Annotated in this window: 21 protein-coding genes; 8 read left to right on the top strand and 13 right to left on the bottom strand. The window is 71.8% G+C overall.

Annotated features, from left to right (window positions below; genetic code table 11):
- Window positions 1–145 precede the first annotated feature (145 nt).
- Together BLR02_RS22225 and BLR02_RS22220 are read left to right on the top strand one after the other, a co-directional pair.
- Window positions 146–1,417, top strand: a complete 1,272-nt coding sequence (locus tag BLR02_RS22225; protein ID WP_090664695.1) for a UbiH/UbiF/VisC/COQ6 family ubiquinone biosynthesis hydroxylase — start codon at window positions 146–148, stop codon at window positions 1,415–1,417.
- A 164-nt stretch (window positions 1,418–1,581) separates the two neighbouring features.
- Window positions 1,582–2,709: an FAD-dependent oxidoreductase gene (locus tag BLR02_RS22220; RefSeq protein ID WP_090664694.1), complete on the top strand. Its 1,128-nt coding sequence runs from the start codon at window positions 1,582–1,584 to the stop codon at window positions 2,707–2,709.
- A gap of 236 nt (window positions 2,710–2,945) precedes the next feature.
- On the opposite strand, the gene BLR02_RS22215 is transcribed toward BLR02_RS22220, so the two are convergent.
- Together BLR02_RS22215 and BLR02_RS22210 are read right to left on the bottom strand one after the other, a co-directional pair.
- Window positions 2,946–3,929 (bottom strand): Bug family tripartite tricarboxylate transporter substrate binding protein, encoded by a 984-nt coding sequence (locus tag BLR02_RS22215; protein WP_176849738.1) that lies wholly within the window; start codon window positions 3,927–3,929, stop codon window positions 2,946–2,948.
- Window positions 3,930–3,936: 7 nt separating this feature from the next.
- Complete coding sequence (locus BLR02_RS22210; protein ID WP_090565977.1) at window positions 3,937–4,989, bottom strand: LLM class flavin-dependent oxidoreductase; 1,053 nt, start codon at window positions 4,987–4,989, stop codon at window positions 3,937–3,939.
- A gap of 169 nt (window positions 4,990–5,158) precedes the next feature.
- Between BLR02_RS22210 and BLR02_RS22205 the strand changes: the two genes are divergently transcribed.
- A complete protein-coding gene (locus BLR02_RS22205) occupies window positions 5,159–7,480 on the top strand; it encodes a xanthine dehydrogenase family protein molybdopterin-binding subunit (RefSeq protein ID WP_090664692.1) in 2,322 nt (773 codons plus the stop codon).
- Between the two features lie 116 nt (window positions 7,481–7,596).
- Here the strand turns inward: BLR02_RS22205 and BLR02_RS22200 are convergent, their stop codons facing one another.
- Window positions 7,597–7,941 (bottom strand): hypothetical protein, encoded by a 345-nt coding sequence (locus tag BLR02_RS22200; protein ID WP_090664691.1) that lies wholly within the window; start codon window positions 7,939–7,941, stop codon window positions 7,597–7,599.
- Window positions 7,942–8,194: 253 nt separating this feature from the next.
- Window positions 8,195–8,890 (bottom strand): family 16 glycosylhydrolase, encoded by a 696-nt coding sequence (locus tag BLR02_RS22195; RefSeq protein WP_090664690.1) that lies wholly within the window; start codon window positions 8,888–8,890, stop codon window positions 8,195–8,197.
- A 539-nt stretch (window positions 8,891–9,429) separates the two neighbouring features.
- Here BLR02_RS22195 and BLR02_RS22190 point away from each other — a divergent pair.
- A complete protein-coding gene (locus tag BLR02_RS22190; RefSeq protein WP_090664689.1) occupies window positions 9,430–10,251 on the top strand; it encodes a sugar phosphate isomerase/epimerase family protein in 822 nt (273 codons plus the stop codon).
- A complete protein-coding gene (locus BLR02_RS22185; protein WP_090664688.1) occupies window positions 10,248–11,675 on the top strand; it encodes an enolase-like domain-containing protein in 1,428 nt (475 codons plus the stop codon). Before BLR02_RS22190 ends, BLR02_RS22185 begins: the two co-directional genes overlap by 4 nt.
- Here BLR02_RS22185 and BLR02_RS22180 read toward each other — a convergent pair whose 3' ends face one another.
- From BLR02_RS22180 to BLR02_RS22165, 4 genes are read right to left on the bottom strand one after another with little or no spacing between them, the layout of a single operon-like run.
- On the bottom strand, window positions 11,676–12,950 hold the full coding sequence (locus BLR02_RS22180) for a phospholipase D-like domain-containing protein (RefSeq protein ID WP_090664687.1): 1,275 nt from the start codon (window positions 12,948–12,950) through the stop codon (window positions 11,676–11,678). It abuts the gene before it with no gap.
- A 31-nt stretch (window positions 12,951–12,981) separates the two neighbouring features.
- Complete coding sequence (gene mdoH / locus BLR02_RS22175; protein ID WP_090664686.1) at window positions 12,982–14,646, bottom strand: glucans biosynthesis glucosyltransferase MdoH; 1,665 nt, start codon at window positions 14,644–14,646, stop codon at window positions 12,982–12,984.
- 54 nt (window positions 14,647–14,700) lie between these two features.
- Window positions 14,701–15,684 carry a pyridoxamine 5'-phosphate oxidase family protein gene (locus tag BLR02_RS22170; protein ID WP_090664685.1) on the bottom strand — a complete coding sequence of 328 codons (984 nt, stop codon included), beginning with the start codon at window positions 15,682–15,684 and terminating at the stop codon, window positions 14,701–14,703.
- A complete protein-coding gene (locus BLR02_RS22165) occupies window positions 15,674–16,288 on the bottom strand; it encodes a glutathione S-transferase family protein (protein WP_090664684.1) in 615 nt (204 codons plus the stop codon). Before BLR02_RS22165 ends, BLR02_RS22170 begins: the two co-directional genes overlap by 11 nt.
- A 151-nt stretch (window positions 16,289–16,439) precedes the next feature.
- Between BLR02_RS22165 and BLR02_RS22160 the strand changes: the two genes are divergently transcribed.
- The gene (locus tag BLR02_RS22160; protein ID WP_090664683.1) at window positions 16,440–17,348 is read left to right on the top strand and encodes a LysR family transcriptional regulator; all 909 of its coding nucleotides are present in this window, start codon (window positions 16,440–16,442) and stop codon (window positions 17,346–17,348) included.
- A 15-nt stretch (window positions 17,349–17,363) separates the two neighbouring features.
- Here BLR02_RS22160 and BLR02_RS22155 read toward each other — a convergent pair whose 3' ends face one another.
- On the bottom strand, window positions 17,364–18,347 hold the full coding sequence (locus BLR02_RS22155; RefSeq protein WP_090664682.1) for a Bug family tripartite tricarboxylate transporter substrate binding protein: 984 nt from the start codon (window positions 18,345–18,347) through the stop codon (window positions 17,364–17,366).
- 106 nt (window positions 18,348–18,453) lie between these two features.
- Here BLR02_RS22155 and BLR02_RS22150 point away from each other — a divergent pair, with 106 nt between their 5' ends.
- The gene (locus tag BLR02_RS22150; protein WP_090664681.1) at window positions 18,454–20,085 is read left to right on the top strand and encodes a GMC family oxidoreductase; all 1,632 of its coding nucleotides are present in this window, start codon (window positions 18,454–18,456) and stop codon (window positions 20,083–20,085) included.
- Between the two features lie 61 nt (window positions 20,086–20,146).
- Here the strand turns inward: BLR02_RS22150 and BLR02_RS22145 are convergent, their stop codons facing one another.
- The 3 genes from BLR02_RS22145 to BLR02_RS22135 all read right to left on the bottom strand — a co-directional run bounded on the left by BLR02_RS22145 (window position 20,147) and on the right by BLR02_RS22135 (window position 22,664).
- Window positions 20,147–21,280, bottom strand: coding sequence for an MFS transporter (locus BLR02_RS22145; RefSeq protein WP_245704899.1), 1,134 nt, complete (start codon window positions 21,278–21,280; stop codon window positions 20,147–20,149).
- Window positions 21,281–21,332: 52 nt separating this feature from the next.
- Entirely contained in the window at window positions 21,333–21,560 is a 228-nt protein-coding gene (locus tag BLR02_RS22140; RefSeq protein ID WP_143018237.1) for a hypothetical protein, read from the bottom strand.
- 120 nt (window positions 21,561–21,680) lie between these two features.
- Entirely contained in the window at window positions 21,681–22,664 is a 984-nt protein-coding gene (locus BLR02_RS22135; protein WP_176849737.1) for a Bug family tripartite tricarboxylate transporter substrate binding protein, read from the bottom strand.
- Window positions 22,665–22,764: 100 nt separating this feature from the next.
- Here BLR02_RS22135 and BLR02_RS22130 point away from each other — a divergent pair, with 100 nt between their 5' ends.
- Window positions 22,765–23,796, top strand: a complete 1,032-nt coding sequence (locus BLR02_RS22130; RefSeq protein ID WP_090664678.1) for a hypothetical protein — start codon at window positions 22,765–22,767, stop codon at window positions 23,794–23,796.
- Between the two features lie 168 nt (window positions 23,797–23,964).
- Here the strand turns inward: BLR02_RS22130 and BLR02_RS22125 are convergent, their stop codons facing one another.
- A complete protein-coding gene (locus BLR02_RS22125) occupies window positions 23,965–24,432 on the bottom strand; it encodes a MarR family winged helix-turn-helix transcriptional regulator (protein ID WP_176849736.1) in 468 nt (155 codons plus the stop codon).
- Window positions 24,433–24,563 lie beyond the last annotated feature (131 nt).

Here is a 24,563-nt window from a genome sequence, read left to right as displayed (position 1 = left end):
TGCCACAAGGGAACTCTGGGCGGGACCAGAGAATCTGTCGCGACTGTTTGCGACCCTGCCTGTTTTCTGGGCCGAAAGTGCGAGACTTGGGCAAGTGCTGCACGGGGCATGGACGGACGGCCGGGGGCATGGGATTGAGCCACGCATGACATCCACACCCGAGATGGCCGCCTGCATCATCGGCGCCGGCCCGGTCGGCGCCACCCTCGCCGCGATTCTGGCGGCCGCCGGCCTGCCCACAGCCGTGGTGGACAGCGCGCCGCTGCCGCCCATGGCGCTGCCCGACTTCGACGGCCGCGCCTATGCCATCGCCCTCACCTCGAAGCGCCTGCTGGAGGCCGCGGGGGTGTGGGAGCGCCTGCCGGCCGAACCCTGCGGCATCCGCCGCATCCGCGTCGCCGATGGCCGCCCGGGCGAGCCCGCCTCGGCCCTCTCCCTCGCCTTCGATGCCGAGGAGGTCTCGGCCGAGCCCTTCGGCTACATGGTCGAGGCGCGAAGCCTGCGCATGGCGCTGAACGCCGCCCTGCCGGAGATGCCCAACCTCCGCGTCTTCGCCCCCGCCACCGCCACGGTGGAGCGGCAGGCCGAGGGCGCCACGGTGCGGCTCTCGACCGGTGAGGTGCTGCGCACCCGCCTCGTGGTCGCCGCCGAGGGGCGCAACAGCCCGCTCCGCCGCCAGGCCGGCATCCGCGCGACCACGCTCGACTACCACCAGATCGGCATGGTCGGGGCCTTCGCCCATGAGCGGCCGCATGAGGGCGTGGCGCTCGAGCAATTCCTGCCCAACGGCCCCTTCGCCCAGCTTCCCCTCGCCGGGCCGGACCGCTTCGGCACCGCGGCCTATCCGCATGCCTCCGCCTTCGTCTGGGCCGATCGCACCCCGGTCGCCCGGCGGATGCTGGCCCTCGACGACGAGGGCTTTGGGCGGGAGCTGGCGCGGCGCCTTGGCCCGCAACTTGGTGCGGTGCGGCCCATCGGGCGGCGCTGGTCCTATCCGCTCTCCGCCCTGCTGGTGGAGCGCTGGACGGATACCCGCCTCGCCCTGATCGGCGATGCGGCGCATGGGGTCCACCCGATCGCCGGGCAGGGGCTCAACCTCGGTTTCCGCGACGTGGCGGCGCTGGCCGAGGAGATGATCGCCGCCTGGCATGCCGGCGCCGATCCCGGCGCATCGCCGGTGCTGGCGCGTTACCAGGCCCGGCGGCGGCCCGACACGCTGCTGATGCTGACGGGGATGCATGCGCTGGAGCGGCTTTTCGGCAACGACTTCGCGCCGGTGCGGATCGCGCGCCGTCTCGGCATCGCCGCGGTCGACCGGCTGCCGGGGCTGAAGCGTGCCTTCGCCCGGCAGGCGATGGGGCTCGGCCCCGGCGTCACCGGCCTGCTGGCTGGCCAGGGCCTGTTGAAGACTGGCTGAAGGCGCCTGGCAGGTTGTCCGGCTGAGCGAAGCGGAGGCTCGTCTCCAGCCTGGGGCCCTTCCGGTCTTCCAGGCCGGTGGCACGCCCATCGCGAGCAGCGGGTCCGATTCCCGCCCGCCTCCGCCGATTGGCGGCCATCGCGCGATGCCATAGACATCCCGCCATGCCGAAACACGTGCTGCCTGCCGAGAGCCGGGAATTGGTGCTGGTCGGCGGCGGGCATGCGCATCTCGGCCTGCTGCGGGCGCTGGCCATGCGGCCGGTTCCCGGCCTGCGCGTCACCCTCCTCGCCGAGGAGCTGGCGCCGGTCTATTCCGGCATGGTGCCCGGCCTGGTGGCGGGGCTCTACAGGCCGGAGGAGAGCCGGGTGGACCTGCTGCGCCTGGCGACCGCCGCCGGCGCCCGGCTGATCCATGACCGCGCCACCGGCCTCGACCCCGCCGCCCGCCGCCTCGCCTGCGCCCGGCACCCGGCGCTGCGCTACGACCTGCTCTCGCTCGATATCGGCTCCGTCTCCCGCCCGCTGCCGCCGGGGGAGGGCAGGGTGCTGCCCGTCCGCCCGATTGGCAGCCTGGAGGCGCGGCTGGCCGCCGTCTTGCTGGATGGTCCGGCGCGTGCCGCCGTGGTCGGCGGCGGCGCCGCGGGGGTGGAGCTCGCCTTCTCCCTCCGCCATCGCCTTGGCCCCGCGGCCGAGGTCACGCTGCTGCCCGGCGCCGGGTTGCTGCCGCATGCCGGTGGTGCGGCCCGCGCCCTGGTGCGGCGGGCGCTGGCCGGGCGCGGCATCGCCATCCTCGAGGGGGCACCCGTGTCCCGCTCCGCGCCGGGGGCGCTGCTGCTGGCGGATGGCCGGGAGGTCCCCTGCGACCTCGCCCTCTGGACCACCGGCGCCGCCGCGCCGCCCTGGCTGCGCGAGACCGGCCTCGCCCTTGATGCCGAGGGCTTCATCCTCATCGACGAGACCCTCCGCTCTGTCTCCCATCCGGAGGTCTTCGCCGCCGGCGATGTCGCCACCATGGCGGCCCATCCGCGTGAGAAGGCAGGGGTCTATGCCGTCCGCCAGGGCCCGCCCTTGGCCGATGCCATCCGCCGGCTGATGGCGGGCCGGGCGCCGCGCCCCTGGCGCCCGCAGCGCCGTGCCCTCGCCCTAATCGGCACGGCGGATGGCGAGGCGATCGCCCTCTGGGGCCGCTTCGCCCTGCGCGGCGCCTGGGCCTGGTGGCTGAAGCGCCGGATCGACCGCCGCTGGGTCACCCGCTTCGCCGAGCTGCCCGCCATGCCGCCCATGCGCTGAGGCGGCAAGCTGCCGACGCTCCATGACGGCAACGCGGCCACCATCACCGGCCTGCTGGACGGCGCCCACCCCGCCGCCCCGGCGGTCGCCGCGCTGCTCGACCCGCAGACGGCGGGCGGCTTCCTCGCCGGCCTGCCTGCTGCCGCCGTGGCGCCCTGCCTGGAGGCGTTGGCCGGGAGATCGGCGAGGTGCTGCCCGGCCCGCCGCGCATCCGCCTCGCAGGCTGACCGGCCGCCTCAGTCCAGCCTTACATTCGCGCTGCGGATCACAGGCTCCCACCGCGCGGCCTGCTCGGCGAGGAAGTCCCGCAGCGCCGGGCCGGACAGCGCCAGTGGTCGGGCGGATACGGCGTCGAGCCGCGCGGCGAATGCCGGGTCGGCGACGGACTCTGCTGTGGCCCTCTGCAGTGCCTCGGCCACCGGCGCCGGCACCTGCCCCGCCGCCAGCAGCACGAACCAGGAGGGTACGTCGAAATCGGCGATGCCGAATTGCCGGAAGGTTGGCACGCCCGGCAGCAGCGGCGTCGGCTCCGGCAGGCCGACGGCGAGGGCGCGGAGCTGCCCGCCGCGCACCAGCGGCAGGCTGTTCGGCACCAGGTCCACCATCAGCTGCACCTCGCCCTGCACCAGGGCGGTGACGGCCGCGGCGGCGCCGCGATAGGGCACGTGCACCATGCCGCCGCCGGCCCGCTCGGCGAAGAGATGCGTCGCCAGGTGCATCCCCCCGCCGGTGCCGGAGGAGCCGTAATTCGGTCGCCCCGGATGGGCGCGCGCATGGGCGATCAGCCCCGGCAGGTCCGCCACGGGCAGCGAGGGCGTGACCACCAGCACATAGGCAATGGCCGCCACCGTGCCGAGCGGGGTGAAGTCGCGGTCCGGGTCATAGGGCAGGTGGGCGTAGAGGTACTTGTTGAAGACCTGCGTCGCCTGCGTCCCGAGAAGCAGCGTGTAGCCATCCGCTGGCTGCCGCGCGACGTATTCGGCGGCCGTCAGCCCGCCCGCGCCACCGCGGTTCTCGACCACGACCGTCTGGCGCAGCCGCGTGGCAAGCTGCTCGGCCATCAGCCGGCCGAGCAGGTCGGAGGCGCCGCCGGGCGGGAAGGGCACCACCAGCCGCAGCGGCCGGCTCGGCCAGTCCGACTGGGCGGCGGCGGGCCGGCGGAGCAGGGGCGCGGCGAGCGCGGCGCCGATCAGCGCCCGGCGCGGAGCGGTGGCGGGCATCGGCCGCTCAGCCCTCCCGCAGCCGGGCGAGGCGCGGCATGACATGCTCGGCAAAGCGCCGCATCTCGCGCTCGAAGGGCTGGAACTGCGTCAGCAGCGTGTCGATGCCGACGGCGTGGAACTCCGCGATGCGCGCCGCCACCTGGTCATAGCTGCCGACCGTGCCGCCGGCCGTGCCGCCATTGGTGCCGACACTCTCGAACCTCGCCTGGGTCTTGCGCATCGCCACCGCCGGGTCGGTATTCGCCTTCACATAGGCCTTGATCTCGGCATCCTGCCGCGCGAGGGCCAGCAGCCGTTGGTACTCCTCCCGCGCCTCCGCCTCGGTCTCGCGGGCGATGACGAAGGTGGAGAGGCCGAAGCGCACCGGCGCGCCGGGCCGCGGGCGTTGCCGCACATCGGCGATCAGCGCTGCGACATCCTCCACCGGCTGGCCGTTGATGAACCAGACATCCGCCTGCGCCGCCACCAGGTCCCGCGCCGGGCCGGACTCGCCGCCCACATAGATGCGCGGGCGCGGCCGCGTCGCGGCGGCGGGGCGGAGGATGTAGTCGCGCACCTGGAAGTAGCGGCCGTCGTGCTCCACCGCCTCGCCGCGCATCAGCCGCTCCACCACCGCCAGCCATTCGGCGCCGTAGGCGTAGCGCTCGTCATGCTCGCGGAAGACGAGGCCGGCATCCTCGATCTCCTTGCGGTTCCAGGCGTTCACCAGGTTGATGGCGAAGCGGCCGCCGCTGATCTCCTCGATCTGCAGGGCCATCTTTGCCAGCACTACCGGGTGGTAGAGCATAGGCTTGATGGCGGCGATGATCTCGATGCGCCGCGTCTCCGCCGCCAGCGCCGCGGAGGCCGTCCAGGCCTCGAGCTGGCCGAGATCGGGGCGGTGCGGGTTCATCGTGTGCTGCGCCACCAGCACGCAGTCGTAGCCGAGCGCCTCCGCCTCCAGCACCAGGGCGCGGTTGCGCCGCCAGGAGGCGTCATAGGGCTCCTCCGGGTCCTGCAGGGCGGCGCGGTTGCCATGGACCAGGGCCCAGATGCCGATGCGCAGCGGATGGGTCATGCCGTCTCCTCTCCTGGTTGGGATGCGTCGGACCCCGATCCGTCCCGTTCTTGGCGAAGACTCCTCCGCCGGTCACCCCGCCGCCCGGCGGGGCTACCGCCCCCTGGCCGGGCTGCTAAGCTTCGCATCTCGGGACCATCAGCGGGAGTGGGCGATCTTGGCAGACGGCATGGATTCCGGCTTCGGCCGCTTCGGCAGCGGCCAGAAGGTGCGGCGGATCGAGGATGCGGCGCTGCTCGCCGGCGCCGGGCGCTTCACCGACGATGTGTCGCTGCCGGGCCAGGCGCATCTCGTCTTCCTCCGCTCGCCCCATGCCCATGCCCGCCTGCGTGGCCTCGACACCGCGGCGGCGGCGGCCATGCCCGGCGTGCTGGCGGTGCTCACCGGCGCCGACCTCGCCGCCGCCGGGGTGAAGCCGCTCGGCGTCGCGCTGCCCTTCAAGCGGCCGGACGGCTCGCCGCTCGCCGCGCCGCCACGCCCGATCCTCGCCACCGACATGGTGCGCTTCGCTGGCGAGGCGGTCGCCGCGGTCATCGCCGAGAGCCCCGGCCAGGCCCGCGACGCCGCCGAGGCCATCGAGGTCGAGTACGAGGAACTGCCCGCCGTTATCGGCCTTGCCCAGGCCGCCGCGCCGGGCGCGCCGCTGGTCTGGCCGGCGGCCACCGGCAATGTCGTCGCCGAGACGCATTACGGCGATGCCGCCGCGGCCGAAGCGGCCTTCGCCGCCGCCGCGCATACCGTGGCACTCGACCTGGTGAACCAGCGCCTCGCTCCGGCATCGATGGAGCCGCGCATGGCCCTCGCCGACTACGACGCGGCGAGCGGGCGCATCACCCTCCGCCTCAGCAGCCAGATGCCCTCCGGCGCGCGCGACACGCTGGCGAAGGAGATCCTCGGCATCGATCCCTCGCAAGTGCGCGTGCTGGTCGGCGATGTCGGCGGCGGCTTCGGCATGAAGACCGGCCTCTACCCGGAGGACGGCGTCGTCGCCTTCGCGGCCCGCCAGCTCCAGCGCCCCGTGAAATGGGCGGCGACCCGGCTCGAGGATTTCCTCTCGGCAACCCATGGCCGCGGCACGGAGAGCCGGGCGGAGCTGGCCCTCGATGCCGAGGGCCGCGTGCTCGCCCTCCGCGTCCGCACCCTGGCCGATATGGGCGCCTACCAGCGCGCCTCGGGCGTCGCCATCCAGCTGATGATCGGCCCCTGGGTCTCGACCAGCATCTACGACATCCGCACCATCGACCTGCGCTTCACCGCGCTGCTGACCAACGCTGCGCCGACCGCGCCCTATCGCGGCGCCGGGCGGCCGGAGGCGATCTACCTGATCGAGCGGCTGATGGACGCCGCCGCCCGCAAGATGGGGCTCGACCCCGCCGAGCTGCGCCGGCGCAACATGATCCGCCCGGAGCAGATGCCCTACACCAACGCCATGGGCCAGACCTATGACAGCGGCAGCTTCGCGCAGATCCTCGACGAGGGCCTCGCCGCCGCCGACTGGGCCGGATTCGATGGCCGCGCCGGGGCCTCGCGCGCGGCGGGCAAGCTGCGCGGGCGCGGCATCGCCACCTTCCTCGAATGGACCGGCGGCAATGTCTTCGAGGAGCGCGTCACCGTCGCGGTGAAGGGTGAGGGCGAGATCGAGGTCTATGCCACCACCCAGGCCATGGGCCAGGGCATCGCCACGAGCTATGCCCAGCTTGTCGTCGATGCCTTCGGCGTGCCGATCGAGCAGATCACGGTCGTGCTTGGCGATTCCGATCGCGGCAGCGGCTTCGGCAGCGCCGGCTCCCGCTCGCTCTTCACCGCCGGCTCCGCCATCCGCGTCGCCTCCGACCGTGCGGTGGAGGCGGCGAAGGACCTCGCCTCCGAGGCGCTCGAGGCCGCCGCGGCCGATCTCGAATACCAGGATGCGGTGATCCGCGTCGCCGGCACCGACCGGCGGATCGGCCTGTTCGACCTCGCCGCCCGCCAGCCCGAGGGGCGCATCTTCGTCGATATCAGCCACTCGGTCTCAGGCCCGACCTGGCCCAATGGCTGCCATGTCTGCGAGGTGGAGGTCGACCCGGAGACCGGCGCCGTCGATGTGCTCTCCTATGTCTCGGCCAATGACGCTGGCCGCGTCGTCAACCCGATGATCGTCGAGGGGCAGATCGTCGGCGGAGCGCTGCAGGGGCTCGGCCAGGCGCTCTGCGAGCAGGTGGCCTACGACCCGGAGAATGGGCAGCCGCTCTCGGCCAGCTTCATGGACTACGCCATGCCACGCGCCGACCTCGCCACCGGCTATGTCACCGCGCTCGACCAGTCCATCCCCTGCCGCACTAACCCGCTCGGGGTGAAGGGCGTCGGCGAGCTCGGCACCATCGGCGCCACGCCCGCCCTGGTCAGCGCCGTGGCCGATGCGCTGGTCCGCGCCGGCCATGAAGCGGCAGTCGACCGGCTGCAGATGCCACTGACGCCGCCGCGCGTCTGGGCGGCGCTGCAAGGGGACTAAGGCCTGATCGCCGGGCGCGCGAGGCACGCGGCCCGGTGATCAGGCTGGATCATGCCCCGGCGCCCCGATGCCGACATCCTCCGGGTGTCGCCGGGACGGGACGGACCACCACTGGCTCAGGCGGCGCGATGGACCTGGTGCGCCATGGCCGACCGATAGCGCATCGCCGCGCTCTGCAAGGCCTCGATGTCATCCAGCTCCAGCACGCTGATCAGCCTTTCGACGTCGGGCGCGCGAAGCGGCCGCTCGCCACTCGCATGCCGCAGCAGGCTGAGCTCGGCGTTCCGCAGCTTCGCCGCGGCATCGTCGTCCGCCATGTCCCGCAGGGCGCCCATGACGGTCTCGTGCGTCTCGAAGACGAGCGGATGTGGCCTCGTCAGTGCCTTGAGGAACGCATTTTCGAATGCTTCGAATGCCTCGTTGAAGGTTTCGGAGCGCAGTCGCGGAATGATCTTGTTCATGGCGCCGTAACGCGGCGCTGCGCCATCGGTCGCCGGGCCGAAGGGCGTTTTGATGCGGGTGTGATCAGTATCACGGCAGCGTTTTGACCGGATGTCGTCCCGGCGACGCTACGCAACTTTCCCCGTGCAGACGGCCAGGGCGATTTCGGCGCAGCCGAGGCAACCCCGGCACTGGAGGGCAGCCTGCTGCGATGCGGACAGGACTGCCCGGGCGGAAGCACCCCGGGGTTGACCCCGGGGCGCGTGGCACGGCTCAGATGAACCACATGCCCGTGGCTTCGTAATTCGCGGTGGCGATGGCGGCCAGCGCGTGCCAGTCGATCGCCTCCGTCCCAGCCACCGCGCTGTCCGGTGCGGCATTGGCGGAGGGGGCGGCCCCACTGTCCTGCCCCATCGGCGTGTAGGACACCTCATAAACCGTCATCGAGGTGTGCCAATTGGTGTTCATCAGGCCGAAGACCTCGTTGACGCCGCCATGCGCATGGTCGGCACCGACATTCTTGGTGATGGTCCCCATCGTCTTGCCGTCGACGGCGTAGGTGATGCTGCCGGGCTGCCAGTCGAGCGTGTAGGTATGCACCTTGCTCTCGTCGATATCCTCGTAGAACACCGAGGAATAGCCGTCGCCGCCATCGCCGCCCTTGTAGTGCACGGTGCCATAGGGCTTGCCGTTGATGACTTCGAGGATGTCGTATTCCGGCCCCGGCCACACGTCATCGCCCGGCCAAAGCAGCGCCGCCGGCCCCTTGGCATTGCCCTCGATGGAGGCGACGACCGAATAGGTCCCGTAGCCATGGCCCGCGGAATCATCATGCGGGCGTTGCATGAACCCGCCGGGGCCGGTGATCGTAATCTCGCCCTTGGTGCTGGTGTCAATGCGCGCATTGCCCCAGACGTGATTAAGCGCACCAACCCCGTTGTCGAAAGTCTCGACGAATGTCGCGGCCATAATTTGCAAACCCCCAAATGGAAACACGCCGCGAAGGTGAGGCCCGGCGACCCTACGGCCGCGCCGGGCCACAGCCGGAAATGGTCCCTTTCCTGGCTCCGCGGCTGGCGATGTCCGGGTGGCGTCGGCCAGCCCCGGCCCGGCTCTGTCCCGCCGGTGGCGCCGGTCTAAGCGATAAAGATTACCAACTACAAGCGTTGAATATATTATATGTTGCTGATACGGAAATTCAAAATCCGCCTGGAAACTCAAGAATACCCTGCATATTGCGGAATCAAAACGCACGAATGTGACGTTTTCAATTGTCCATAAGGTTGAATGTTATTCATGCTTCTGGTGATGGTGGGGTCGTTCAGCACCGCCGGCAGGCAGCGAGGATCGCCTCGCCATCCGACCCGTCCGCTCGGTGACGCCCGGTTCCGCCGCCTGCGCCAGGGCAGCGCGGACCGGGAGGTGCTGCTGATCGTCACGCCATTCTCGCCCGTGTACGGCGCTGGTGGATCCGCTCTAGCATTCCCCGAAAGGGGAGACGGACCGCCATGCGACTGGCCCTGTGCAACGAGGTCCTGCGTGCGCTGCCCTTTGGCGCGCAGTGCGACATGGCGGCCTCGCTCGGCTATGCCGGGCTGGAGATCGCCCCCTTCACCCTCGATGCGGAGGCCCCGCATCGCCTGCCCGCCACGCAGCGATTGGCGTTGCGCCGCGCGGCTGCCGAGGCGGGCATCGCGATCAGCGGGCTGCACTGGTTGCTGGTGGCGCCGGCTGGCCTCTCCATCACCACGGCCGACCCGGCCATCCGTGCCCGCACCCTTGACGTGATCGAGCGGCTGATCGGCCTTGCCGCCGATCTTGGCGCCGGCCTCCTGGTGCACGGCTCTCCCGCGCAGCGGCAGGTCGTGGCGACGGGAGATGCGGCCCGGGCCGAGGAGTGCGTGGCCCGCATCGCCAGCTGGGCCGCTGCCTCCGGTGTCACCTATTGCCTGGAGCCGCTGGCTGCACGCGAGACCAACTGGGCGACGACCGTCGCCGAGGCGGTGGCCATCGTAGAGCGCATCGGCAGCCCGGCGCTGCGGACCATGCTCGACGTCTCGGCCGCCGGGAATGGCGAGGCGGAGCCGGCCGCCGCGCTGCTTGAGCGCTGGCTGCCCAGCGGCCTCATCGCCCATATCCACCTGAACGACCGCAACCGCCGCGCGCCGGGGCAGGGGGAGGACCGCTTCGCCCCCATCCTCGCCGCGCTGCACCGCCACGATTATGCCGGCTGGTGCGGGGTGGAGCCCTTCGACTACCGCCCCGACGGGCCGGGCTGCGCCGCATTCGCCGCCGGCTACCTGCGTGGCGTGCTGGAGAGCTTGGCATGACGGCGCCGCGCTTCCGCATCCTCGAGATCGAGCGGCGGGAATGGCCCTTCACCCTGCGCCTGCCCTTCCGCTTCGGCGTCATCACCGTGACCGAGGGGCGGCAGGCGGTGCTGCGCGCCCGCATCCGCGACGAGGCCGGGCGGGAAGGCTGGGGCATCGCCGCGGAATCCCTCGCTGCCAAATGGTTCGACAAGGACCCGGCGCTGAGCGATGCACAGAATGAGCACCAGCTTCGCCGCGCGCTGGAACTGGCCGCCGAGGCCTCGCTCGCTGCCGGCGCCAATACGGCCTTCGGCCATTTCGCCGACACGCATGCCGCGCATGTCGCGGCCTGCGGGGAGGAGGGGCTGAACCCGCTGGTCGCCAGTTATGGCCGTGCGCTGGTTGATCGCGCCGCGCTGGATGCGCTGCTGAAGCTGCGGGGCACCTCCGTCTTCACCGGCATGCAGGGCAATATCGGCGGCATGGCGCCGCATGCCGTGGCGCCCGACCTCGCCGGCTTCGACTTCGGCGCGATGCTGGCGGGGCTGCGCCCGGCGCGCCGCATCCAGGCCCGGCACACCGTCGGCCTCGTCGATCCCATTGCCGCCGCCGAGCAGCGCAGCCGCGTCGGGGACGGCTTGCCGGAGACGCTGGAGGAGGTCGCCGCCACCTATCGCCATGGCTGGTGGAAGCTGAAGGTCGCCGGTGACGTCGCCGCGGATTTGGACCGGCTGTGCCGCATCGCCGCGGTGCTCGATCGGCAGCACGACTACCATGTCTCGCTCGACGGCAACGAGCAATATGCCGATGCCGAGGGCGCTGCCGAGCTGTGGCGGGCAATGGAGGCGGAGCCGCGCCTCCGCCGCCTCTCGGCCTCCGTCCGCTACATTGAGCAGCCGGTGAAGCGGGCTCGTGCGCTGGAAACGGGCATGGCCGCGCTGGCCGCCATGCGTCCCGTCATCATCGACGAGAGCGACGGCGCACTCGACGCCTTCGTGCAGGCGAAAGACCTCGGCTATGCCGGCGTCTCCTCCAAATCCTGCAAAGGGATCTGGCGCTCGCTGCTGAATGCTGCCCGCTGCCGGGCCTGGAACGCCGAAGGCGGCGAGTACTTCATGACCGGCGAGGACCTGACGACGCTCGCGGGCGTCTGCGTGCAGCAGGACCTCGCATTGGTGGCGCTGCTCGGCCTTGCCCATGTCGAGCGCAACGGACACCACTTCGTCGATGGCTTCAACGGCCGCCCCAAGGCGGAGGCGGTGCGCTTCATGGAGGCCCATCCCGACCTCTATGCCGACACGCCACGCGGCCCGCGCCTCCGCATCCGCGACGGTGCCTTGGAACTCGCCTCGCTCGACCTGCCCGGCCTCGGCGCGCGGGAGGAGCCGGACTACACGGCGATGCAGCCCATGCCGCCGGCCAGCTGGCCGCGGCCCGGCTGATCAGAGCAGGTCGAGGAACAGCCGGGAGGATTGCTCGCGCAGCCGCGCGCCGAGGCCGCGCCGCTCCCATTCATCGAGCTTCACCGGCCTGGACCGGCCGAATTCCCGTTCGAGGATGCGTTCCAGGGTCACCGCCGTCTCGCGGCCGAGCACGATCGCATCCGCCTCGTTGTTCCAGGCGACGCTGCGCCGGTCGAGGTTGGAGGAGCCGACGGCCGACCACACGCCATCCACCACGACGATCTTGCCATGCAGCACGCCGTCGACGACTTCATGAATCTCGACGCCGGCCTCCAGCATGTCGTCATAGGCGGCATGCTGGGCGTTCAGCGCCTCCTGGCTGTCGCTGACGGAGGGTAGCAGCAGCCGCACCTGCACCCCGCGGCGCGCGGCGGCACGCAGCACGCGGCGCTGCTGCCAGGTCGGCACGAAATAGCCGGTGCAGAGCCAGATCCGCTCCCGCGCTGCCTCCATCGCCGAGACGAGCGTGACGTAGTAGCGCGGCTTCCGCTCGCCGGGCGCACTGCCGAGGATGCGGATGCGTGCTGGCCCCACCGGCGCCAGGCGCGGATACCAGTCGCGCCGCGGCAGCGGTGCCCCCTCCTCCCGTTCCCAGGTTTCGAAGAACAATCGCTGCAGCGAGGCAACCGCCGGCCCCTCGATGCGGATGGAGGTGTCGTGCCAGCAGGCCGCCTCCGGATCGGTCGGCGTCGCGCCGGTGCCGCAGGGGTTCTGGTAGACGCGATCGAGATTGACCCCGCCGATGATGCCGATGCGGCCATCCACCACCAGCAGCTTGCGGTGGTCCCGGTCATTCGGCATCCAGCCCCGCTTCGCCGCCAGCGGGTCGAGCGGGTGGAATTCCAGCGTCTGCGCGCCGGCCGCCCGCAAGGCCCGGAAGTCGGTCCCGGAGGAGCCGTAGCCGTCATGGATGATGTTCACCGCCACGCCCTGCGCCAGCTTCACCAGCAGCAGCTCGAACAGCGAGGGGCCCTCGAGGCCGGGGAGGCGAACATCCTGGAGGATGTAGAATTCGATATTCACATGATCCGTCGCCCCGGCGATGGCCCGGAAGGTGGCATTGAACATCGCAACCCCACCGTCCAGTACCTCGACCCAGTTGCCGGCATGCAGCGGGGCGCCGTCCAGCACCTCGGCCAGCAGCATCTGCCGCTCCATCGGGTCCGAGGGGCCCTCCGGCAGGACCGGGATCTGCGCGCAGGCTGACAGGGTGGCGGCCCCGATGGTGCCGAGGCCGCGGCGGGTGATGCTCATTGCGAGACAACGCCGCCGCTGCCACTCCGTTTCAATGCGGCAACGCTTCTGTGACCCTCTCCTCCGGCGTCGCGGCGAGGCCCATGCGGCGCAGCCGGTCCGACAGGCGGGGCGATGCGGTCGCCACGCAGAAGGGAATGGCGAGCAGCAGCCCGCCCGCCGGCGGCAGCGCCCAAGCCAGCGCCCCCGGCGCCGCCACCAGCAGCAGGCCGAAGATCGCCGCGCCGAACAGCGTGTGCGGCCAGAGCAGCCGCGCCGCATCCACCCAAGAGATACCGCGCGCTGCCCGGTTCTGGGGCGCCCAGCCCTGCCGCGCGCCGAAGGGCAGGGCAGCCAGGAACATCGCCTTGTTGAGGATGCTGACCGGGTCCAACAGTGTGGTGAAGACAAGCTCCGCCACCGCGCCACGTAGCAGGGCGCCCCGCCCGCCATAGGCCTCGGCGAGCCCCGGCTTGAGCAGCACCTCGGCATAGCCGCAAAGCTTCGGCGCATGCAGCATTGTCCAGGTCACGGCCATCAGCGCCAGCAGCGAACCGCCCGGCGTCGCCACCGCCCCGCCATTCGCGGCATTCAGCGCGGCAAAGACCAGCACGCCGGTCCAGAGCGGCGCCCCGAGGAAGAGCAGGATGGCCTGCAGCAGTTGCCAGCGCCCCATCCAGGTGAGGCCTGGCAGGCGGAGCAGGGCGAAATACTGCATGTTGCCCGCCGCCCAGCGCAGGTCGCGCGCCATGAATTCGGGCAGGGCCGGCGGGTTGCCCTCGAGGCTCCCCGCCTCGTCCGGCAGGCAGCAGACCTTCCAGCCGGCGGCATGCAGCCGCACCGCCTCCACCTGGTCATGGGACAGGATGGGGCTGCCATCCGGCAGCGCCTCCAGCCGGCAGTGGCGGCGGAAGGGCTCGATGCGGATGAGGGCATTGTGCCCCCAATACGGTCCATCCGGCCCCTGCCACCAGGCTTGCCCCATCGCCCAGGCGCGCATCCCGGCGCGCATGCCGAACTGGAACAGCCGCGGGAAGGCCGCCGCCGCCGGCCGCCCGGCGATGAGCTGCTGCAGGATGGCGATGCGGTGGTCTGCCTCCATGCAGCCGACGAGGCGGAGGACCGCCTGCGCCGACATCTCGCTATCCGCATCGAGGCAGAGCATCAGCGCCGCTCCCTCGGCGTGATGGTCGAGGAAATCCATCACATTGCCGGCCTTGAACCCGGCATTGCGGCTGCGCCGCCGGTAGCGCGTGCGGGGATGGCGGGCGCGGAACTCCTCGATCGCCGCCTCCTCCGCCGTCGCCAGCGCCGGATCCTGGGTGTCGGAGAGGAACCAGAGGGTGAAATGCTGTGCCGCCCCCGCCACGGCCAGCCCGTCCAGCAGGCGGGCAAGAGGCGGCAGGACCTGAGCCATCTCCTCGTTCCGGATGCAGACGGCGATGGCGGTGTGCAGCCGCCCACTTGGCGGCCGCGCATGCCGCAACGCCGGCAGCACCGCAGCCGGCGGATGCCGTGTGCCCAGCAGGATGGCGAGGCCGACCAGCGCGTTCCCGGCGCAGAGCGCCGTCCAGGGCGCCGTGCCGGCAAAGCAGAGGAAGGCCAGCACCTCCCAGGCGGTCCAGCCGCCCGGCGCCATCACCCGCGCGGCGAGCCAGAGCAGCAGCCCGCACAGGGCCAGGCAGAGCAGGGCGAAGGCAAGGCGGCGCAGCGGCATGGTCCCAGGCTATTCCGCCAGCGTGGCGGAAATGCGGAGGTGCCCCGGCGTCCGTCAGGACGGGACGCCGCCATGCTCCCAACTCCCCGTCGCCAGCGTGCTCGGCGCCCAGCCCCCCTCGGAGAGGGTGAGGCGCAGCGGGAAGGCCCCGGGGCGCAGCACCACCGCCTCGGGCGTGAAGCGCCACAGCCGCTCGGCGCCCCGGAAGGCCGCGATCTCCGGCGAGTCGAGGATCACCTCCGCCCGGCCGGTCATCTGCAGCAGGTCGCCGCTGGCGCCATCGACGAAGACGAGGCTGGCGCGCGGGTTCGCCACGATGTTGCCCAGCGTGTTGAAGAAGCGGTTGCCGGCGAAGTCGGGAATGGTGAGGACGCCCCCGCCATCGGCCCGCACGAAGCCGGGGCGGCCGCCGCGATGCGAGACATCGACCTGCCGCCGCCCCTCCTCGCGCTCGACATAGGTGGCGACGAAGAAGCTGTCGGCGGCCGCGATCATCGCCCGGCCCCGCTTGCCCAGGCTGCGCGATACCTGCGGCGGCGCGGTGGCGGCAGGCGGGTCGCGCGGCGGGGCCACCTCCCGTCGCTGGATGTATTGCGGGCAGTTGCCGAAGCTCTGCTCCACCTCGACCGTGAAGCCCTCCGGGCCGCCGCGGCGGAGGATGCCGTTCAGCCGGTTGCGCCGACGCGTGGCGAGCTCGATGCCGAGCACCGCGACCGCCGCCCCATCCTCCAGCCCCGCCTCGGCCGGATCGGCTGGGTCGCGCCGGGCCTCGACCCGAAGCCGGTACGGGTCCGGCACCCGGAGGAAGCCCGGCGGGCCCGCCCGGAGCGTCGCCCAGGCATCGCCCTCGGCATCCACGGCCCCCATCACCAGGAAGGGCAGCCGCGGGAAGAAGCCCTGATGCTGCGGCAGCATGTGGTCGCGGAGAGCGTGCCGGCCGATCTCCTCCATGCGCGCGCCGAGGCCGAGCCCCTGGTGCAGGGCGCGCTCGCCGGCATGCCAGGGCGAGGGTGCCGCCGGGGTGGGGTCAGGCCGCATGGAGGCCGGCCTCCGTCCGCGTGAAGGGCACGAAGCCGGGCAGCCCCTCAATCCGCCCCAGCCAGGCGCGGACCGCCGGATAGGGCGCCAGGTCCACATTCCCCTCCGGCGCGGCGACGATGTAGCTGTAGAGCGCGACATCCGCGATGGTCGGGCGATCGGCCGCAAGCCAGGGCCGCGCCGCCAGCTCCGCCTCGATGCGCTGCAGGATCGCATGGGCGCGGGCGATCACCTCCGTGGCGTCGAAGGCGGCGCCGAAGATGGTGACCAGCCGGGCCGCCGCCGGTCCGAAGGCGATCTGCCCCGCCGCCACGGAGAGCCAGCGCTGCACCCGGGCCGCTCCGGCCGGGTCCTCCGGCAGCCAGTCGGTCCGGCCGGACCGCTTCGCCAGATAGACCAGGATGGCACTGGAATCCGCGACGACCGTGCCGCCATCCTCCAGCACCGGCACTTGGCCGAAGGGGTTGAGCGCCAGGAATTCCGGAGACCGGTTGGCGCCCCGGGCGAGATCCACCTCGACGAGCTCGCAAGGCAGGCCGAGCAGGGACAGGGCCAGGCGCACACGGTGAGCATGGCCGGAGAGCGGATGATGGTGGAGTTTCATGGCGGTTCTCCTCGCGGCCGGCACACGGGCCAGCCTCGCCGCCGAGGAGACACCCTTGCGGCAGCTTGCGGGAATGCGCTTTCCAGACAAGCGACCATTGCGCAAAATCGAATGGTCAGGCCGCTTTCGGGCCGGCGCGGGAGGCCTCGCCATGGATCGCTGGCATGCCATGAAGATCTTCGTGCGGGCGGCCGATTGCGGCAGCCTCGCCGCGGCGGCGCGTCAGCTGCACCTGAGCCCGCCCGCGGTCACCCGCGCGGTCGCCGCCCTGGAAGAGCTGATCGGCACCCGCCTGCTGACGCGGACCACGCGCTCGCTGAAGCTGACCGAGGCGGGCGCGCGCTACCTCGAGGATTGCCGCCGCATCCTTCTCGATATCGAGGAGGCGGAGGCCGCCGCCGCCGGCTCCTACGCCACGCCGACCGGGACGCTGACGGTTACCGCCTCGGTCCAGTTCGGCCGCATCTACGTGCTGCCGGTCATCACGGAGTACCTGTCGCGCCACCCCGCCCTGCAGCTGCGCGCGCTCTTCCTCGACCGCGTCATCAACATGGTCGAGGAGGGCGCGGATGTGGGCGTGCGCATCGGGCACCTGGCCGATTCGGCGCTGACCGCGATCCGCGTCGGCACGGTGCGCCGCGTCCTTTGCGCCGCGCCGGACTACCTCGCCCGGCATGGCACGCCGGCGATGCCGCGCGACCTGCAGGACCATGCCGTCATCGCCTCCACCGGCCTGGATGCCTCGGCCCAGTGGCGCTTCGGGCCGGAGCGGCGCGGCGCCGTCACCCTCTGTCCCCGGCTGAGCTGCAACACCGTCGATGCCGTGCTCGCGGCCGCCATCGATGGTTTCGGAATCGCCCGGCTGCTCTCCTACCAGGTTGCGCCCGCCCTCGCCGATGGCCGCCTGCGGATCCTGCTCGCCGAGCATGAGGAAGCGCCGGTGCCGGTGCATATCGTGCATCCGGATGGCCGGCGGGCCTCAGCCAAGGTCCGCGCCTTCATCGACCTCGCCGTGGAGCGGCTCCGCGCCAACCCCATGCTCGGGCCCGGCATCGCCTAGGCGCGGACCCGACCGCTATCCGGCAACGATGCCGGCGCTCCGCACCACCTCCCGCCACTCGCCCAGCTCGCGCTCCAGCCGCGTGGCGAAGGCGTCCCGGCTGGTCGCCGTCACGGTGAAGCCGATGCGGGTCAGCCGCGCCTCGGTCTCCGGCTGGCGGAGGGCGGCGACGAGGGCGGCATGCACCGCCTCCAGCACCGGCTCCGGCGTGCCGCGCGGGGCGACGAAGCTGTGCCAGCTGCCGCCCTCGAAGCCGGCGACGCCACTCTCATCGACCGTCGGCACATCGGGGAAGAGCGGGTGGCGCGTGAGGCTGCCGACCGCCAGCGCCCGCAGCGCACCGGCCTGCACCTGCGCCGCGACGGTCGAGATATTGAGGAAGGACAGTTCCGTCGTGCCGCCGACGAGGTCCGTCACCGCCGCCGCGCCGCCGCCATAGGGCACATGCGTCAGCTGCGTGCCCGTCCTTTGGGCGAAGAGCTCCATCGTCAGGTGCTCGGAGGAGCCGATGCCGCTTGTCCCGTAGCTGGCCTGGTTCGGGTTCGCCTTCAGCCAGGCGACCAGCCCCGGCACGTCGCGCGGCGGGAAGCGCGGGTTGGCGACCAGCATGTTGGGCGCGCTGATGGCGATGGTCAGCGGCGCGAAGTCCCGCATCGGGTCATAGGACAGGTTGCGGAGGATATGCGGGTTGATGGTGAGGATGCCGCTCGCCCCGACGAAAAGGGTATGCCCGTCCGGCGCTGCCCGCGCGGCGAGGCCGGCGGCGACCGCGCCGTTGCCGCCCGGCCGGTTCTCGACCACCACGGGTTGGCCGAGCGCCGCCTGCAGGGCGCCGCCGGTGGCCCGCGCCAGCGTGTCGGAGGGGCCGCCGGCCACATAGGGCACGAGGATGGTGACCGGCCGGTTCGGCCATACGGCCTGGGCACGCGCGAGGCGCGGCAGGGCGAGGAAGGGCAGGGCGAGGCCGCTGGCGGCCAGCAGCAGGGGGCGGCGTTGCATGGGCAGGGTTCCCGATCTGTCAGCCAGCTTGCAGGCAAGTGCCGTGCCGGCTTGCCGCCCCCCGCCGCCCATGGCCTGATACCGGCAAGAATGGGGGAAACAGGCGATGGACGACGCGGCGGATTACGTGATCCTCGGCGGTGGCTCGGCGGGCTGCGTGCTGGCTGCCCGGCTCTCCGAGGACCCGGCGGTGAGGGTAGTGCTGCTGGAGGCAGGTCCCTGGGACCGCAACCCCTGGATCCACATCCCGATGGGCTTCGCCCGCCTCTACGTCACCCGCAAATACGACTGGAACTACCAGACCGAGGCGGAGGCGGAGCTGAAGGGCCGCAGCGTGTACTGGCCACGCGGCCGCGTCATCGGCGGCTCGGGCAGCGTCAATGGCCTCGTCTTCCTGCGCGGCTCCCCGCGCGACTATGATCGCTGGGCTCAGTCGGGCGCCCGTGGCTGGTCGCATGAGGACTGCCTGCCCTATTTCCGCAAGCTCGAGACCTTCGCGGGGCCGGACAGCGAGTATCGCGGCAAGGAAGGTCCCGTCCGCGTCGGCGAGGTGCCCGACCCTTCGGCCGGCTGCCGCGCCTTCGTCGCCGCCTGCGAGGCGCTCGGCTTCCCGCGCAACGCCGACAACAACGGCGCCTGGTTCGAGGGCGTGGCGCCCAACCAGCTCAACGTGTACCGCGGCCGGCGCTGGAGCCCGGCCGTCGCCTATCTGCGCCCGGCGCTCGGGCGGAAGAATCTCATCGTGCATACCGAGCAGATCGGCCAGCGCATCATCCTCGAGGGAGGCCGCGCCGTCGGCGTCGCGGTCCGCGGGCCGGACGGGGTGGAGCGCATCCACCGCGCCAGGCGCGAGGTGATCCTCTCCGCCGGCGCCATCGAGAGCCCGAAGATGCTGATGCTATCCGGCATCGGCGACGGCGCCGCCCTGCAGGCGCTCGGGATCGAGACGCGCGTGCATGCGCCGGAGGTGGGGCGGAACCTGCAGGACCACTTCATGATCCGCTTCGCCTTCCGCACCAAGCCCTGCGGCACGCTGAACGAGTTCATGGCGAACCCCTTCAAGACGGCGCAGCTCGGCCTCGACTGGGCGATCCGCCGGCGCGGGCAGATGGCGATCGGCGCCTCGGAGGCGAGCCTCTTCGCCCGCGTCCTCCCCGGTTCGGAGGAGGCCGAGGTGCAGTATCAATTCGTCAATTACAGCCTCAGCAACCAGGCCGCCTCGGCCGCGGCGCTGGCCAAGTATCCGGGCTTCACCTTCAATTTCTGCCAGTGCCGGCCGGACAGCCGGGGCGAGCTCGCGCTCCGCTCGCCCCGCGTGGAGGACAAGCCGCGCATCGAGGCGCGCTACCTGACCGCGCCGTCCGATGTGCATGTGATGCTGGAGGCCGCGAAGCTCGCCCGCCGCATCTCCGCGACGCAGCCCTTCGCCGGGCTGATTGAAGAGGAGGAGGCGCCCGGCCCCACGACCGGCGGTGACGAGGCGATGCTCGACTACATCCGTGCCGCCGGCACCACCGTCTATCACCCCTGCGGCACCAACCGCATGGGCTCGGACGAGCGCAGCGTGGTCGATACCGAGCTTCGCGTCCGCGGCGTGGAGGGGCTGCGGGTGGTGGACGCCTCTGTCTTCCCGCTGGTGCCCTCCTCCAACATCCACCCCGCGGTGCTGATGACGGCGGAGAAGGCGGCCGACGCGATCAAGGCGAGCGCGCGGGCCGGGACGCGCGCGGCGGCCTAGGCGGCCTAGAAAGCCAGCCGCCATGGAGACGACGCGGCGTCCCTGACCGGCGGCATGGCGCTCAGCGCCCTGCATTCGGCCCGGTCAGCCGTGCCATCGCCAGGCATCCCAGCACTGGCCCGGGGGCGAGCAGGGCGAAGGCCCCGCCGCCCCAGCCGAGCCAGGCTTCGGCCAGCGGCATCAGATGGATCGCCGGCAGCGTCAGGGCGAAACCGAGGCAGGTCTGCACCGTCAGCATGGTGCCTGCGAGGCCGGGCGGCGAGGCCTCGGCCACGGCGGCCGAGAATTGTGCCGAATCCGCCACCACGGTCAGCCCCCAAACCAGGCAGAGCGCCAGCACCAGGCCGGGCGCCGCGCCGAAGGCGGGGCCGGCCAGCAGGCAGCAGGCGCCGCTGATGGCCATCGCCCCGATCGTCAGCCAGGCCCGGCCGATGCGGTCGGCCAGCAGCCCGCCGGCGACGCAGCCGACCGCGCCGGCCGCCATCACGGCGAAGCTCGCCAGCGCCGGGCTCGCCGCGCTGCCTGCCGCCGCGAAGCTCGCCGCGAGATAGGCACCGATCCAGGCCCACATCGCATAGAGCTCCCACATATGGCCGAGATAGCCGAGGGTCGCGAGCCGCGTGCCGCGATGCTGGAACAGCGCGAGCGCAAGGCCCGGCCGGAAGGGCGGTGCCGGCGCATGGCGCGGCCCCTGGCGCGCGAGCAGGATCAGCCCCGCCGCCAGCAACGCGGCCAGCGAGGCGAGGCCCACCGCGCTTCGCCAGCCGAGCCCACCCAGCGCATTGGCCAGATGCGGCGAGGCCGAGCCGAGCGTCAGCCCGCCGACCAGGATGCCGACCACCAGCCCCGCATCGCGCGTGCCCGCCCAGCCGGCGGCGAGCTTCATCCCGACCGGATAGACGCAGGCGAGCGCCAGGCCCGTCACGCCCCGCGCCAGGATCACCAGCGGATCGCCCGGCGGCAGCAGCAGGATCGCCGCATTGGCTGCGGCGCCGAGCAGGCAGGCGCCCGCGATCAGCCGGCGCGGGTCGAGTCGGTCGGGCAGGGCGAGCGCCGCGCTCACCAGCGTCCCCAGCACGAAGCCGAGCTGCACCCCGCCGGTCAGCCAGGCGAGGAAGCCGGGCGGCAGCGCCGCCTCCCGCGCCATTCCCGGCCCCGCCGCGGTGCCGGAGAACCAGAGCGAGAGGGCCAGCACCTGCGCCAGGGTGATGAGGGCGAGGTTGCCGGCCTTCGACCCCGGCGGCGCCTCAATAGGCCGCGGTGAGCTCCTGCAGGTTGGGCTCGACCGGGACGCAGACATGGCGCTGGCCGGGGCGGGGCGTGAGCCGGACGGTCGCTTGCTCGCAGGCATTCAGGTCCCTGTAGACGTGGAAGCCGACCGTCGGTGCATTCTGCGGGACTACCGCGGCGGGCGGCAATCGAGGCGAGGCGGCGAGGCTGGCGGCGGCAGCGACGACGATGACGAAGTCGGCCATGATGGCCTCCCTGGGAAGATGCTGCCCCATGGCCATCATGCGGGCCAGGGCAGCGGGACCGTTCTTTTATTCCCTTTCATGTTTCTCACGCCCGCCGCACTGGCCTGCGCAGGGCGGCGGTTAATCCACCGTGGCGCCGGAGGCCTTCACCACCGGCGCCCAGGCGGCCACCTGCTGGCGCATGTAGTCGTTGAAGGCCTCGGCCGGCAGCGGTGCCGGCTCGGCGCCGAAATCCCGCATCCGCGTGGCGATCGCCGGGTCGGCCAGTGCTGCCAGGACCTCGCCGCCCAGCCGGTCGAGGATCGGCCGCGGCACGCCGGCCGGCGCGGCGATGCCGTACCAGGAGGCCACGTCGAACTCGCCGATGCCGCTCTCCTGCAGCGTCGGCAGCTCCGGCATGGTGTCCGCCCGCTCGGCGGTCGAGACGGCGAGCGCCCGCAGCAGCCCGCCCAGCACCTGCTGCCGGCTGGCGGGTGCGTTGTCGATGGCGAAGAGCACCTCGCCGTTCATCACCGCCGCCATGCTCGGCGCGGTGCCGCGATAGGGGACGTGGATGGTCTCGATCCCCGTGCGCAGCCCGAGCAGCACGCCCGAGAGATGCGAGGAGGTGCCGGTGCCGGCCGAGGCGAAGGTCGCCGCCTGCGGGTTGGCGCGCATGAAGGCGACCAGCGCGGCGACGTCGCGGTGCGGGCTGTCGCCCTTGACGATCAGCACGTTCGGCATCCGCGCGATGCGGCAGACGCCCGGCAGGTCGCGCAACGGGTCGAAGGAGAGCCGCCGGTACAGCGTCGGCCCGATGCCGTGCGAGGCGATGTGGTTGACGAAGAAGGTGTAGCCATCCGGCGCGCTGCGCGCCGCCACCTCGGCGCCGAGCATGCCGCCCGCCCCTGGCCGCGGGTCGATCACCGAGGGCTGGCCGAGGCGCTCGCGCAGCCGGTTCTCCATCAGCCGCACGAAGATGTCGGACACCCCACCCGCGGCGGCGCCGATGACGAAGCGCAGCGGCCGGTCCGGCCAATTGCCGGTGCCCTGTCCGCCACCCTGGGCGCGCGCCAGGGCCGGTGCGGCCAGCAGGCCGAGAAAGGCTCGTTTGCCGAGCTCCATGATCGATTCCTCCCGTATCGGGGGCGATCCTAGCATCGGCGGCGGCCGCGCCCAGGCCTGGTTGACGAGCGCCCGGCCGGATGCTGCCTTGCAGGCGTCCATGACCCATCCTGCCTCCCTCTGCCTGGCGCTCACCCTGATTGCCGGCTGCACCGGCAACGGGCCGCAGCAGCTCGACACGGACCAGGTCGGCTATGCCCAGGCGCTCGGCGACGGGCTGAAGCGGCAGATGCTGCTGAACATGGTGCGGCTGCGCTATGCCGACGTGCCGACCTTCCTCTCGGTCAGCCAGGTCATCACCGGCTATACGCTCCAGACCACCGGACAGGTCGGGCTGAACGCCTATCCCACCGCCAATCCCGGCAATTACGCGACCGTCTCCGGCACGATGCAATACACCACGCGGCCGACCTTCACCTTCACTCCGATGACCGGCGAGCAGTTCGCCCAGTCCTACCTGCGGCCGCTGGCGGCGGCGGAGCTGCTTTCCCTCGCCCAGAGCGGCGCGCCGATCGACCTGCTCTTCCGCCTCGGCGTTCAATCGGTGAACGGCATGCCGAACGGCGCAACGCGCGGCGGCGAGGCGCAGGAGGCTTCGGGCGGCTTCCTCGCCCTGATCGGGGCGATGCGCCAGGCGCAATCGGCCGGGGCGGTCGGCCTGCGCTTCGAGCGGCAGGGCGGCATCGGCCGGGTCTTCCTGCTGATCGAGGGCGACACCCCCGCCGCGCGCCAGACCCGCAGCCTGCTCGGCCTCGGCCCGACCGAACGCGATGTGGAGGTGACCTATGGCCGGGTCCGCAGCGGCAACCGCCAGGTGGCGATCCTGACGCGCTCCGTCCTCCAGGTGCTCTACGAGCTTGGTGCCCAGATCGAGGTGGCGGAGGGGGATGTGACGCGGGGCGACACCCGGGCGACCGAGACCGGCTTCGGCGACCGGCTGATCCGCGTCCGCCAGGGTGCCAGGGCGCCGGACGACGCCTATGCTGCCGTGCCCTACCGGCGGCGCTGGTACTGGATCGAGGAGGCGGACTACCGCTCGAAGGCGAGCTTCACCTTCGCCTACATCCTGCAGGTCCTGGCCGAGAGCACCCGCAACCAGCCGACGCCGGTGGTCACCATCCCGGCGCAATGATCCGGTCGGCCAGCACCAGCCGCACCACGGCCGAGACCACCAGCAGCAGGAGGACGATCCGCTGCAGTACCCGCATGGACGGCATGAACCAGGGCCCCTGTCGATTCCGTCACTGCCTAGGGCAAATGCCGGCCGCGTGGAATCATCCTTGCCCGGCCGCGCATACCCTCAGCCTGCGCGGCGCGGCTTGTCGTGCCGGGCGAGGATCGCGCGCAGCAGGGACTTCATCGCCTCTGCCTCGGCCGGCGGGTGCCGGGCCAGCACATCCGCCTCGTGCATCCGGGCGGCCAGGGCCAGCTCATCGGCCATCGACTGCCCATCCTCGGTCAATGCCACCCGCACCACCCGGCGGTCCTTGAGGTCCGGGCTGCGCACCACCAGCCCCTGCCGCGCCATGCGGTCCAGCAGCTTCGTCATGGTCGGCTGTTGCAGGAGGCAGAGTTCGGCCAGCCCCGTCACTGTCTCCCCCTCGCTGCCGAGCAGGCCGCTCAGCACCCGCCACACCGCGACGGAAATGCCACGTCGGCGCAATTGCTCGTGGAATTCGCTCGAAACTTGGTGCGCGGCCCTGGCCAGCAGATACACCAGATAGTCATCGATGAAGCGAACCCCGGAGGGCTGGGGAGGGATGTTCATGTCGAGATCGTAACGCCATCTTGGAGCTTTCGATACGGTACCAATTCCAGCGATTGAAATCTGCGAAATAATACGAGACAGCCATAAGTGCGGCTTCATATAAACCGCTGCCCATCCCTATCTCAGGGACA

Source organism: Belnapia rosea (assembly GCF_900101615.1).
GTDB classification, from domain to species: domain Bacteria; phylum Pseudomonadota; class Alphaproteobacteria; order Acetobacterales; family Acetobacteraceae; genus Belnapia; species Belnapia rosea.
Note: the sequence above shows the minus strand (reverse complement) of the source record. Positions and strands in the feature narration are given on the sequence as shown.